The sequence below is a fragment of the Pontibacter amylolyticus genome, assembly GCF_014638845.1.
Classification (GTDB): domain Bacteria; phylum Bacteroidota; class Bacteroidia; order Cytophagales; family Hymenobacteraceae; genus Pontibacter; species Pontibacter amylolyticus.
On sequence record NZ_BMFP01000008.1, the window covers coordinates 154,285 to 168,780 of the forward strand.

Below are 14,496 nucleotides of genomic sequence, written 5' to 3' on the forward strand. Positions count from 1 at the left end.
CCGTTATGAAAAATAATATATTAATTCTCTGCTTCCTGCTGATCGCCTTCACAGCTTCGGCCCAGCAGAAAGCCCTTTACTCGCAGTACATGACCAATTACTTCATTCTCAACCCGGCCGTAGCCGGGTTTGAGAAGGATGTAAGCATCAAAATGGGCTACCGCAATCAGTGGGTTGGCTTCGAGGGGGCTCCCAAAACCTTTTACCTGAGTGGAGAAGGCGCTTTGTTTAACAGGCAGCTGAAGCGCAGTCGCAAAGCACAGGGCTTCCATGGGGCTGGCGGTATGGTCTATACTGACCAGACTGGTCCAACCACTCGTACCGGTGCCCTGGCTTCCTACGCTTACCACGTGCCTTTGAACCGAAGCATCTTTCTGTCCTCTGGCTTCTCTGCCGGCTTCCAGCAGTTCCGCTTCGACCCGGCCAAGGTGCGCCTGGCAGACGGTTCCAACGAGCGTGACCCCGTGACCAACCACGGCCGCGTGGACGCTTTTATGCCCGACCTGACGCTTGGCACGTTCATGCACTCAGAAGACTTCTACTTCGGTATTTCTCTGTTTCAGGTGCTGGGTAATAAGATACACGAAGTGGATGGGGGAGAAGAAGTGAGCCGCCTTTCGCGCCACTTGTTTGTATCCGGTGGATATAACTTTGATGTGCACGACAAGATCCGCCTGATGCCTTCGGCTTTGCTCAAGTATGTGCAGGGTGCCCCGATTCAGGCTGACTTTAACCTGAAAGGCGCCTACCACATGAGCAAGCGCCGTCAGAAGTCAGTGTACGATGACCAGGTATGGGCAGGCATCTCTTACCGCACCCAGGACGCCATCGTAGGTCTAGTGGGTGTACAGTTCCAGGAGCAGTTCCAGCTGAGCTATACCTACGACATCACCGTGTCGCCTGTGCGCCACCACAGTGCAGGTTCTCACGAAATCGTACTAGGTTACCGCTTCAAATAAGATCCAAGTCCATCGTTCACAAAGCAGAAAGGCCAGCGCATTTGCGCTGGCCTTTCTGCTTTATAGGAGCTCGTTTACTGCCATGAAGTTTGCCTTTTGATGGCAGGTATAGCGAAGCATGATGGCGCGAGCGTCCTCGCTCGTGTCTGGTATCGTGGGTCTGGCCCAGGTATAAGGTATAGCAGGTATAGCAACTTCTTTTATTTTATAGCTTGCCCTGGCCGGGCGGGCCCTACTTTTTTACTTGATAAAAAAAGTAGGCAAAAAAATCAAGACGCTCCAAACTCGCTGAACGCTCGAACAGTGGAGCGTCGTAAAGTGCACCTGGTTAGTGTGATTTGTTTCATAGCCTCCGGGGCAAGTTAGTCTTGCTATACCTTTCAGTGTTTGTCATTTCGAACGCTAGTGAGAAATCTGAATCTTGAAGCTAGCTTAACTTCGAAGCTATACCTGAGAAGTGCAGTTACAGACTCCCCTCCTTAGACAAGGAGGGGCAGGGGTGGTTGGACCCGGTACGGCAAAAGAATTACTGCAGCTACAGCACATATACCTTTAAAGAAGTAGATGTATAAGATTCCCCTCTAGGGAGGGGCAGGGGTGTGTCATAGCAACTGCCTGACCTCCCTTCAACCAAGATCCTTTCAGGATGACAGGTAGCAGGGGGATGTCAATCGATCCTAGTTTCCCCTCTGGGAGTAGAGGCCCTCTAAAAAGAAATGGGCAGGGGATGTATTTAAATGAGCTGAACAACCGACTGAAACTACGCAGCTATACCTGAAAAATGGCTATGGCGGAAATGCTCTCTTTTGCGAAGAATGGAGTGGACACCGCGTCATCTCAGGCATCCCCAATGAAAAAGGCCGATGCATGTTCATCGGCCTTTTTCATTGGGGATTTATACCTTATTAATGGGCAGCTTCCTCGGCACGGGCAGAGCCTCCGCTGATGATCTGGCCGAAGAAGATACTATTGAGGAATAACTTGTTGGTGCCGAACCAGAAGGCGCGGAAGTTTGGATTGTCCGTCATGCCGATCACTTTGCCGCCTCCCAAAGCTGATACTGAAATGGCAGCCGTGTTGCCAAGCTGCTTCAGGTTTGGCTTCGAAATGTAGCCGCTCAGCAGCGGATTGGCGGTATATATCACCGGGTTGGCATAAGGGCTTTTGGAAGGCTCCATAAACAAGCGATTGTCGCGGAACACGGGCAGTTTACTGTTGTAGTAGCCATAGCCCAGCGGGTGCGTCAGGTCGAGGTTGGTTTCAAAGATGGCACCGCCGATCACCTGCGCACCGGTTGTGTTGCTCATGCTGGCGTATGGCAGTCGGGTAGTGTCCGCCTTCTCGCCCTGCTTAAAGCTGAAGTTACCGATCTTGTTATCCGCTAGCCAACGGGTGGCATTGCCCATACCTATCAGCGTACCGCCCTGCTGCACCCAGGTGCGCAGTCTCGTTTTTCCGATCTCCGAAATGCTGCCATAAGAGCCATCTGCCATCACGATCACATTGTAACGGCTCAGGTCAATGCGGTTCACAGACTCCGCATTCACCAGGCTGGTGTTAATATTGAAACGGTGGTCGAGCAGGTGCCAGGCCTCGCCGGCATCGTTGCTGTTCACGCCATCTCCGATCAGCATCGCCACCTTAGGTTGCTGCAAGGTATAGATGCCCGGACTCCCAAGGTTGATGCCTTCGGTGAAGCCAGTGCTGATGGCGTGTACGGTGATGCCGTTATCTTTCGCTATCTGAGCCATCAACTCGTGTATGCGATCGGCACTGACTGGCTGCCCCATCACAGGTATAAGAATCGTACCGTAGTCGAACTGTTTTCCATCACCTGTAAACTTATTCGTAGCCACCCGGGCCTGCAAGCCGTGGTTGAAAAGCGTGTTCAGGGCTCTCGGGGCATAGTAGCCGTGCCACTCAAAAGCGTAGGCATAGGCGCTGTTGCCACCCACTACCTGACCCATAGGAAAATCAACGGATGCGATTTTCTGGCCCAGCATGTTGCGTTTGAACTGGCCGGACTTCAGGTTAGCATGCTCCAGGTTAAAGGCAAGCGGCAGCGTCCAGGACGATACGTCGTAGAAGAGGCTGTCCTGGAAGGAAGTGCGGCGCTCGAACATCCCTTCGATCAGTTTGTACTGCGGCTGGTTCGTGGGCACGATGTAGCTGTTCTCCGGGGTATAGGTCACGTTGTTGACCGTGAATTTTTCCTGCGGACGGTAAATGTCGATCTGGTGCTGGTGGATGATCTCAGCCAGGTGGTAGGCACGGGCCGGGTCTTTTTCAGCACTGAACACATAGGCACCGAACGGAGCCTTCGCGGACTCTTTCAGGGCATCGCGGTAAAAATCACGCTGATGGGCCAGCAGTTCTTCGCGCATGTTCTGCGCGGCCTCTAAAGTGGAAAGGGTAGTCGTGAACTGGTTGCGGATGGTAAAAGGAAAAGTCAGCACGCCGTTCACGCTCTCCTGCGCATGGCCTCTGGAACTGGCCTGCTCAAACAAGATGCCGATGGCACCATTCACATCCGGGTAAGTGGAGCCTTTGCCGTAGTAAAAGTCATCGAAACTCTCCTCGGTATAGTAGAACGAACCGATCTTGTCGAGGGCCTTGGCATGGAAGCCGGCGATCTTTTTGGTCAGGTCGTAGTTGCGGGCCGGCGTGAGCGGGTGGTTGCGGCTCGGTATACCTGGCTGGAAAAAGAAAGTAGAATTGGTGCCCATTTCGTGGTGATCGGTCAGCACGTTCGGTTTCCACTCATGGAACTTCACCAGCCTACCTCTTGATTCCGGGTGCTGGAGCGGCAACCAGTCGCGGTTCAGGTCGAACCAGTAGTGGTTGGTACGGCCCCGTGGCCAGGCCTCGGCAAACTCCTCGCTGTTCGGGTCCGTTACCAGGTTTTTGCCCCGGTGCGTGTTCACCCAGCTTGCAAAACGGTTCAGCCCATCCGGGTTGATGGAAGGGTCAACCAAAATCACTGTTTCGCTGAGCAGCTTGTCGATCTCTGGTCCCTGCGCGGCGGCCAGGTGGTATACGGCCAGCAATGAGGCATTGCTGCCGCTCGGTTCGTTGCCGTGCACGCTGTAGCCCATCCACACCACGCCCGGCATGTTCTTGATGTCGAGCTTGCCGGATGCATTTGGGTCGGTCAGCTGCCGGTGCTGCTCCTTGATGCGCTGGATGTTTTTGTGGTTTTCGGGGGAGGTGATGGTGAGCAGGTATAGCGGACGGTTTTCGTGGGTGCGCGCATACTCCTCGATGGTGATGCGGTCGGATAGCTCTGCCATTTGCCGCATGTACATGGCCAGCTGGTCATGGCTCACGTGCCACTCGCCTACGTTGTAGCCCAGAATGTCTTTGGGTGTCGGAAACTCTTTGTTGTAGGTTACATCCTGCGGAAGGTAGTAGGAGAGGTCTGCCTGCGCCATGGTCCACTGGCTCAGGAAGAGCAGGGCCGCCGTGGCGAGCGCATAGATTTTTCGCATAAGTAAGGTGGCTTTAAGGGTGATCGTGAATTAAGGTTAGGTATGCAATTTCCCCTTTTGCTTCGCCTTTTCCAAAAATAAAAGCCCTGCCGGCAAGGGCAGGGCTCGGGTAGTGAAGGTATAGCAAGCTGTTGCAGCTTATCCGATAACTGGTCGCCTCCGATCGTGTGGTCTCACCTTGTTTTTGCGGGATGCGCCGTTGCTCACAAAAAAGAGCGCAAAACCAGACAGGATCGTCACGATACCGGCGATGGAAAACACCCGAAGCAGCAGATTGCCGAAGTTGTCACGGCCTTGGTAGTCCATTGTGTGCAGCATCCAGAGGAAGTCGAACACACGCCACTTGTCGTTCCGGAACTTCGTAACCACGCCTTGCTCAGCGGCCACATACACGGTGGTTTGGGTAGGGTGCTCCATGGTGACGGCCCAAGCGGGCAGTGCGCTGCCCCGGTATTCATGGTGCCCGGTCATGTTCTCCTGCGTGATATACTCCACTCTGGCTACTCCAACCGAATCCACGAAACTCTGGCGGGCGAGTTCGGTCGCCTCTTCTTCGCTGAGGGCAGGGCGCAGTTCGCCGGAAGCTGCAACAGCGAGTTGTGTACGGGCCGCCGCCTGGCCTTGGTCGTGTCCGCTCCCGTGCGCAGCGTGGTCATCCGACGCATGATACGTGATCTGGTAATGCGGCGTGCCCAGGATGTCTATCAGTTTGAGCGACGTAATCATGGCGGTGCCAGGCAGTTGAGTCATCACCTCAGCAGGAGAAACCAGTTCCAGATTGCTCTCAAGTGCCATGCCGCCCGGCTTGCGCTGATGGTCACCGTGAATCTCATCTATGTCGCTGAAGCTGAAATAGATGCCGCCGACGGTCCACATAACAAATTGTATACCTGTGACAAGGCCCAGATAGCGGTGCGTTTTTCGGATGCGGAGATGGGTCGTTCTCTTCATAAAGTAGGTTTTACCGGCTATTAATTTACAGCATGAAATCTCTTGTTGCAAGAGCCACTTGTGTCAGGATTCATGAGATTTTTGATTTAGTGTGAGTTTTAAGTAGTGTACCCATCCTGAAGTGCTTGAGCGTATTGTCAGGGAAAACAGTGCAATTTTAAACTTAAGCTATCCTATATATAAGTATTTATATTTAAGGTTGTTTGACTCACAGAGGCCTGCTTTGCGAATTTCCTTAAGAAATCAACATTTAACACGGGGTATACAATAGTGCAATTTGTTAGATTATTATTTTAATAAATTAAACTATTTTTATTAAAATTTATTAATATTATACCTAAAGTATGAAACTTTTATATTTAATAAAGGTATCATAAGTTCAGTACGCTACCCTAAATAGTAAAGCCTGTGAGTAATTTAGCCGAAAGTTTGCCAGGGCCATGCCTGTTCAAAGCAGCTGGTCTATGCGAGTCAGCGTTACCTGGCTCATCAGTGCCCTTCATTCCCCCACCACAATGACAAAGCCCGGCTAACTGCGCCTGCTGGGACAGTACAAGCCTTTTTCTTTCCAGGTAATTCCATTTAGGAATCCTATACCACCCCCGAAGCTCCTGCTGAGCCTTCGCACGATCCCTATTGCCTTTTGTAGCCAGAAAACAAGCACCGAAACCCTAATAGCGTGCTCGCATCTCACCTTAACCTTTGAGTATATGAGAAAGAATTTTACACGATTGATTAGTAGTGTCACACGCACTAAAAGCTTTGTAATCGCCCTCACCAGCCTGATGATTCTGGCTGGTTCTGTGTATTTGATGGCGGCGGTAGGGATTAGTATTACAGGTCAGGCAACCTATACACTAAATGCTGATTTAGCTACCACAACATTTACCCCTCTAACAAATACCAGCATTAAAGTTACGGAAGGTTTGACTGGTGACTTTGCAAGTGGGCAGACTTATCGCATTAGATTAACAGCCCCTACAGGCTGGATTTTCTCAAATAGTGGAGCGAATGCAGTAAGGAATAGTGGCGGTGAGGTAAATTTAAATACCACACCAACTTACACTACAGATGCCTTAGGTGTCAGGTATATAGAATTCAGCTTAACCGCTGGAGGAGGCAACCAAAATAAATCGGATGAAATTACAATTACAGGTCTGAGCGTCAAGTCAACAAATGGAGTCATAAACCCTGCACAGCCGAGTTATATTAACGTTCAAGTACTTTCGGGAACTACTGGTACTACGGAAGTTATTTCTTCCGCACCAATAGCACTTTCTCAAAGTCCTGGCACCGCTCGTAAGTTAGGCTTCAGCCAACAGCCTAGCGCCACAAACATATTCACTTCTATCTCACCTGCTCCTACTATTCTCATACAAGACCAGTTCGGTAATACAGTAACAGGTGCCTCTAGTAATGTATCAATTGCATTAAATAAGAATGCTAACATTGGAGAATTAGCAGGAACCAGGACGGTGGCTGCGGTTGGAGGTGTAGCCACATTTCCTGATTTACAGGTTGATGCATCAGGATCAGGGTATACCTTATCAGCATCAAGTGTCTCATTGACTCCTGTGACCAGTAATAACTTCAATGTTACCAGCACAGCGCCAGTGTTAGATGAAATTATTGCGGGGTGTCTTACAATCGGATCGGGTGAGCAAACTATTACGCTACGAGGTTCCAACTTTGCACGGAATGCTACGGGTCGAATTGGATCCACTGCAAGACCTACCACCTTTATAAGTTCAACCGAACTGAGAATGACATTGCTAGCATCTGATGTAGCGGTAGCTGGGAATAAATCAGTTAGTGTTCTCAATCTTGCCCCTTCTGCTGCAGCTTCAGGAAGTCAAACAGTTGTAGTTCATAATATAATTGAAAACCTTACTATTGGCGGTAGCACTGTTAGTCCAATGTGTACCGGAAGTAGTAGAACATATAGTGGACCTGCGGATTATACTGATTATGAATGGACTGTGTCTGCTGGTGCTACTATAGTATCAGAAAATCCGAATTCTAACACTTTTAGAGTAACATATGACGCTGTTGCGCCAACTTCAGGGAAGGTAACCATTACTGTCAAAGCTAAGAATCCATGTGGAATACTTAGTTCCCAATCATTTGATATCCAAGTTAACCAAACTCCTCCTGATCTCATCACCTATGATACACCCACTACATTCTGTGAGGGAGGTTCTGTGATTCTTAAGGCTCCTGTGGCTGCATCAGGTGAGCCTGCCTATGGTTATCAGTGGCTGCTCAATGGAGCTGCGATTCCCGATGCAACTTCCTCAACGTATAAAGCAGAGGCAGCAGGAGGCTATAGAGTTACTGTTAGGGCAGCCGACCCAAATGTCTGTAGCAATACATCCACTACAGTTACTGTATCCATCACATCGCCGCTTACACAGGGAGCTATAACGGGCGGTACAGCCTATTGTCAACTTGCTACTGTTACATCAGCAACCGCACTTACCGCATCAATTGAAGGGGGCGTTACAAATACGGGTGCAACTCCCGGAAGAACTTACCAGTGGCAGCAGAGCTCTTCAGCTAGCGGGCCCTGGACAAATGCGACAGGTACGACAAGCATCGCGGCAAATTACCTCCCTTCCACAGAAGAAACTGGCACAACATACTATAGAAGAATCGTGTATGCGGGCGGCTGCGAAAACGCTTCTGATCCAATAGCGGTTACTGTAAAGCCAAATCCTATAATTGAAGTCGAGACAAATAAAGCTGCGATTTGCCAGGGTGAAACCGTTGAACTGACTGCATCCGGTGCCGATAGCTATATCTGGTCTGGAACAGGAATACCCGTGGAAGCTACTGGAGCCAAAGTTACAGTTACACCAACTGCCACAACAACATACACTGTAAGAGGAATAACCAATGACTGCCAGTCAGCGCCGCAAACGGTTACCATTACAGTAACACCAACTCTTACACAAGGTGCTGTAACCGGTGCCACTCAGTACTGCCAGACGCCTGGTGGTATAGGAACAGCATTAAGTAGCACAGTAGGTGGTGGCGTATCAGCTAAATCATACCGCTGGGAGCAAAGCGAGGATGCTAATGGCTCTTGGGAAGACGCAGTCGGTACGAACACTTCGGCGACATATACTCCTTCTATCGCTACTGCGGGTACTACATACTACAGAAGAGTGGTAGAGTCAGGTAGCTGTGTTTCTCTTGGGGAACCGGTTGCTGTAACGGTGACGCCAGCTATCACCAACACCATTACGACAGCTGACCAGATAGTATGCTCTAATGAGACGATCAATCAACTGACCGGTGTTGTTTCCGGGGGAAATCCAGGCGATGTAAGCTATCAGTGGGAGCAGAGTCCTACTGGCACAGGCAACTGGACAAATGCGCCGGGAGCAAGCACTGCAATCAATTATTCTCCAGAAGCTGAACCAACTATAGCCACTTCTAAAACCACCTATTACAGACGCAAAGTAACTTCTGGTAACTGCATCAGCTTTACCGAACCGGTAAGTGTCAGAATCGTGGCAATGCCACTGGCTGTTATTACGGATGGTCCGAACGATTACTTCTGTCCGCCAGCCTATGCTACGCTAACCGCCCGCACAGGTGCAGGTTACAGCTATACCTGGTTTAGAGTTGTGCCAGGAGGAAACGATGAACAAGTTGGGACAGACCAGAATACCTATACGACTAATGAAGAAGGCTCTTACTATGTCGTAGTAAAGGGTGAGAATGACTGTACATCCACGTCTGCTCCTACACAGGTGAAGTCAACCATCATGTACACCAATATCATTTCTGGTGAGCAAACGATCTGCTATAACACTGTACCCGCTACTCTGGAAGGGGAGGAGTCAACTTCCGATTTGGGAACGGTGACATACCAATGGCAGGTTAGTACCAATGGAACTGACTTCTCCAACATATCCAGTACCAATGTTCAGAACCTGACTCTGACAACTGCACTGACGGCTGACCGTTGGTACCGCAGAATCGCCAGAGTTGGTTCAGGATGCTCTATTACCAGTGATCCGGTTAAGGTGACAGTTAAGCCGTTGCTGCGTGTTACGAATCTGCCAGGTACAGTACCGGCCATCTGCAACAACACAGCTTATACCTTTACTCCAGAGGGAAGCGAAGGAAGCCAGACAATAAGTTGGACACGTGCTGAAGTTGCAGGCATCAGCAATGATGCCGCCAGCGGCACAGGTGCTATCAACGAAACATTGGTTAACACGACCACTGCACCAATAAACGTAACCTATGTATATACCACTAGTGATGATGAAGGATGTACCGGGCCTACACAAAACCTGATAGTACGCGTCAACCCAACTCCTGTATTAAATACCTCCCTAACACCTCCAGCTATTTGCGGAGGGTCTGAATTTGACTATACTGCTCGAAGTGCTACTTCTGGTACAACATTTAGCTGGGTACGGCAACCTGCTGCAGGTATAACAACAACCGCAGATGCTAGTGGCACCGGAGCGAGAGTAGAACATGTGCTAACGAACACTACTGCAGATCCAATAGATGTAACCTATACCTATACCCTGACAGCGAACGGTTGCTCCAATACGCAGGATGTAGTTGTACGGGTTAACCCAAGACCACAACTGAGTAGCACGCTTTCTCCTGCTGCCATCTGCAGCGGAGCCACCTTCAACTACATACCAGCCAGCGCTACAGATGATGCCGCTTTCTCCTGGACCAGGTTAACAGCCACAGGAATAACAAGCGATGGCGGGACAACAGGAGTCGGGACTATCAACCAATCGCTCACGAACAGTGGCACTGCTCCCGTAAATGTGACTTACCGCATCACGACCACTGCAAACGGCTGCGCCGGCGCTGCCCAGGATGTTGTGGTAACCGTTAACCCAAGTCCAAAATTAAGCACACCACTTACAAGGAGCGTATGTAGTGGCAGTAGATTCATATACGAACCTGCCAGTGCGACTACTGGAGCTACGTTCACCTGGACTAGGGCAGCTTTTGGAGGTAATGCGGCTTCAAGCGGAACTGGCGATATCAGTGAAGTGCTCACCAACACGACCACAGCGCCGATTACAGTAACTTACGAAATCACTACAAGGGCCAATGGCTGCAACGGGGAGAGACAGGACTTGGTAGTAACCATTAATCCGAGACCACAACTGAGCAGTCCACTTACCGCCACAGTTTGTAGTGGTGTGGCCTTCAGCTATACGCCTGCAAGCGCTACAACAGGAGCAACCTATACCTGGACAAGAGCTGCTGTAGCAGGTATATCCAATGCTGCCGTAACAAACGGAACCGGTGCAGTAAACGAAACGCTGGTGAACATAACTGCTAATCCGGTTGATGTTACATACGTTTATACAACAACGGCTAATGGCTGTGCAGGAAACTCAACTCAAAATGTTGTGGTAACTGTTAACCCAAGACCGTCACTTAGTAGTACTCTCACACCTACTGCTGTGTGTAGTGGTACACCGTTTAGCTATGAACCTGCAAGTGCTACATCGGGTGCCACATTCTCCTGGACTAGAGCGGCTGTAACAAACATCAGCAATCCAGCTGTAACTACGCCGGTAGCAGGCGCTGTAAATGAAACATTGGTGAATACTGGCACTGATCCTGTTACCGTAACTTACCGTTATACCACTACTTATGCATCGAATGGTAACTCATGTGCAGGTAATGTGCAAGAAGTTAAAGTAGTTGTGAACCCTTCGCCAAGACTGAGCAGCACATTAACGCCAACAGCAGTGTGCAGTGGTTCAACCTTTAGCTATACTCCTCAAAGCGCTACATCAGGCGCTACCTATACCTGGACCAGAGCAGCGGTACTGGGCATTAGCAACACGGCCGTCACAACGCCGGTAGCAGGAGGTGTGAGTGAAGTGCTAGAGAACACTACTGCTAGTGCAATCGATGTAACTTATGTATTCAACACTACAGCCAATGGTTGTACAGGCGCTTCACAGAACGTAACTGTAAAAGTGAATCCAAAACCTGTAGCAACTTTCAATGGTGTTACAGATGGCCAGATAGTGTACTCAGACGGTGGAACTATCACTCTTACACCAACAGTAGCAGGAGGAACTTTCTCAATCGTATCCCCATCAGGCAATGCCGGCCTGTCTACAGGTGGTGTTTTGACTCCTTGTACTGCACTGGGCTCAGCAACTGAAAAGGAAATCACCATCCGCTATACCATAACTCCATCCTCTAATGGCATTACTTGTACAGCTTCCGAGGAAAAGAAAGTACTTCTGAAGCGGTCAAGATACGTTGTTGTAATCGAAGCAAACCCTTTCCCAACTTGTAGAGGTCAGAATACAACTTATAGAGCGGTAGTTTACAAAGATCCTGTATCTGTTATGTATCCTTATTTGGTTAACAGTGAAGGCCAACCTGTAGATAGAAATGGAAGTTTATTGGGCGCCAAGACCTATCCTATACCCAATCCAGCTTACCCTTACCCAGCAAATGCTCCTCAGATTCTAAAGGATAATGCCTACAGATATTACCAACCCATTGTAGTGGGCGGTGAGAGAGTGAACGATGGAGCAGATGCAGCGAAGTTTACTTACCGCTGGACCAAAAACTTTGATGTTTATCCATTTGGCAACACGGTTGAAGCCGGAAACGCAGGCCTTTCATCTGAAGACTATTATGCAGTTTCTATAACTGCCGGTCCTGCAAATAGCTGTATTTCCTCTATTCCAACGGGTCCAGAGGGTCCAGCGAACGGCATATGGTCAAACAGAACCTATACTGCGGCTCCGATAAACTACGTGGTTAATCTGGGTACAGATAAAACTACTATTTGTCAGGGAGGGGAGATAACCATGTCTGCTAATCTTGACGCAGCCTTTGCTTTCTGGAAAGACATCGAATTGACGCTTTATTGGATGGTGCAACGTCCTGGTGTACAAACTCCGATAGAGTTAGGCTCTACGAAATATACAACAGGAAATATTGTGACATATAGTACTACTGGACCCGATGGAGGATTCCGTGACGGTGATATAGTTTATGTTGAATTCAGTTCTGTAATAGACAGGCAAAACAATGTGAGCAGTAAGTGTTCCAGAGGCTTTACAACAAATCAGATTCCGATTACTGTAGTTGGTACTCAGACAATGGCCGGTGGCGGTGCATTCTGTGCGGGTGGTACGGGAGTACCTGTAAGCCTTGCCAGTTCACAGCTAAATGTGTTCTACCAACTGATGCGTGATGGTCAACCTGTTGGCAGCCCTGTAGCGGGTACGGGTAACGCACTGCCCTTTGGTAACCAAACAGTGGCTGGTTCTTATACCGTACAGGCATTAGCTACCACTACTGCAACAGCTTGCCTCACTTACGGACCTGTGAATGTGTATGTCACACCACAGCCTGTAGCTCAGACATTGACAGCAGCCAACAATGGGGAATATTGCGCAGGAGGTGCTGGCGTAGCAATTACGCTTAACGGGTCTCAAAGTGGTGTGAAATACCAGTTGCAGCGCACAGTGAGTGGTTCAACCTCAAATGTAGGCCAGGAAGTTTTAGGCGATGGACAGCCAATTGTTTTTCCAAATCAGACCGTTGCCGGTGAATATCGTGTATTGGCTACCACAGTTGCACAGGATGGCACAGTAGCTGCCTGTCCGCTACCGATGGGCAGAGCGACTATCACCATCAATCCTATACCTACCGTTGCCGTAAACAGCCCGTCAACCTGTGCGGGAACACCAGTGCAGGTTACTGCTACTCCAGTAGTGGGTACTGCGCCGTTCACCTATACCTGGACCGTACCATCGGGTTGGACAGGACCTGCTCCGACTACTGCCAGCTTTATGACAACGGTACCGGGCACCTATACGGTAGCGGTGAGAGACGCTAAATCCTGCGCCATGAGTACGCCTGTCAGCACTACAGTGGTTGTGAAAGAACTGCCAACTGTAACTGTGAACGACGTGACAGTATGTGCCGGTACAGCTGCCACAGTAACAGCTACGCCAGTTGATGGAGTAGGACCATACCGCTATACCTGGACAGTACCAGCCGGAGCCACTAATCCTGGTAACGTAGCAAGCTTCCCAACTACAGTCGCAGGTCAATACAGTGTGCGCATCCAGGATAGCCAGTCCTGCTCGAACAGTGAAGCCGCAGTAAGTACTGTTACTGTTAACCCAATTCAACAGGTTACCGGTAGAATCCTAATATTCGATGAAACAGACACTCAGATTGAGGATGAATCCAAAATGGAGTTCGGTATGAAATATACCTTTAAAGTCGAATCGAATATGATTGATCTTGATGGAGCAGACATTGCCTCTATTAAATGGTGGATGGGCGATGGTACAGACGGTAGTTGGGAAATGGTTGAGGAGGGAGTAACCGAGTTCACTATGAAAGAACCGATGGGAGCACTTCGCGTGTCCATTAGATGTGATATCCCAGCCAAGGAGGGAACATGCTTTGCATTGGACGCAAGCAACATATTCTCTCTTGCAACCGATCCTATCATTCCTCTCCCAGTAGAACTCCTCTACTTCAACGCCACCAAACGCGGCAACGACGTAGTCCTCGATTGGGCGACGGCTTCCGAGTTGGACAACAAGGGCTTCGAGGTGCAGGTTTCCAGTGATGCGAAAAACTTCAGGGTGCTGGGCTTTGTGGAGTCGAAGGTGAATACGACCAGCCTGAAGCAACTCTATACCTTCGTGGACAAAGAGAACGGCAAGCAGGGCGTGCGCTACTACCGACTGAAGCAAGTGGACCTGGATGGTAAGTCTGAGATCTTCAACATCAAGGCGGTGCACTTCGATGTAGTGTCAGCCAACAAGGTGAAGGCTTATCCGAACCCATTCCACTCTGAAGTGGAGCTGAGCATCGATGCGGAACTGGACGGTGAACTGCAGATTACGGTGACAACGGCTACTGGTCAGCAACTGCTACAGCGAACTGTGCAGGTGGCGAAGGGCACCAACATCGAGAAACTCACGCTTGATCCGAACCTGCCGCGCGGGGTGTACATCATCTCCACCCGCATGGGCGATTTCAACAGTCATTTCAAATTACTCAAACAATAGACTATTAGGGTTTAACAGAAAACCCCGGGTATCTTA

Annotated in this window: 4 protein-coding genes; 2 read left to right on the forward strand and 2 right to left on the reverse strand. The window is 49.7% G+C overall.

The window, feature by feature from the left end; translation table 11 throughout:
• Positions 1-5: 5 nt before the first annotated feature.
• The gene (locus IEV97_RS18235; RefSeq protein WP_188502929.1) at positions 6-959 is read left to right on the forward strand and encodes a PorP/SprF family type IX secretion system membrane protein; all 954 of its coding nucleotides are present in this window, start codon (positions 6-8) and stop codon (positions 957-959) included.
• Between the two features lie 905 nt (positions 960-1,864).
• Here the strand turns inward: IEV97_RS18235 and IEV97_RS18240 are convergent.
• A complete protein-coding gene (locus tag IEV97_RS18240; RefSeq protein WP_188502930.1) occupies positions 1,865-4,447 on the reverse strand; it encodes a M14 family metallopeptidase in 2,583 nt (860 codons plus the stop codon).
• 138 nt (positions 4,448-4,585) lie between these two features.
• Entirely contained in the window at positions 4,586-5,398 is an 813-nt protein-coding gene (locus IEV97_RS18245; protein ID WP_188502931.1) for an Ntn hydrolase family protein, read from the reverse strand.
• Positions 5,399-6,108: 710 nt separating this feature from the next.
• On the opposite strand from IEV97_RS18245, the gene IEV97_RS18250 reads away from it, so the two are divergent.
• Positions 6,109-14,460: a PKD-like domain-containing protein gene (locus IEV97_RS18250; protein WP_188502932.1), complete on the forward strand. Its 8,352-nt coding sequence runs from the start codon at positions 6,109-6,111 to the stop codon at positions 14,458-14,460.
• The last annotated feature ends 36 nt before the right edge of the window (positions 14,461-14,496 follow it).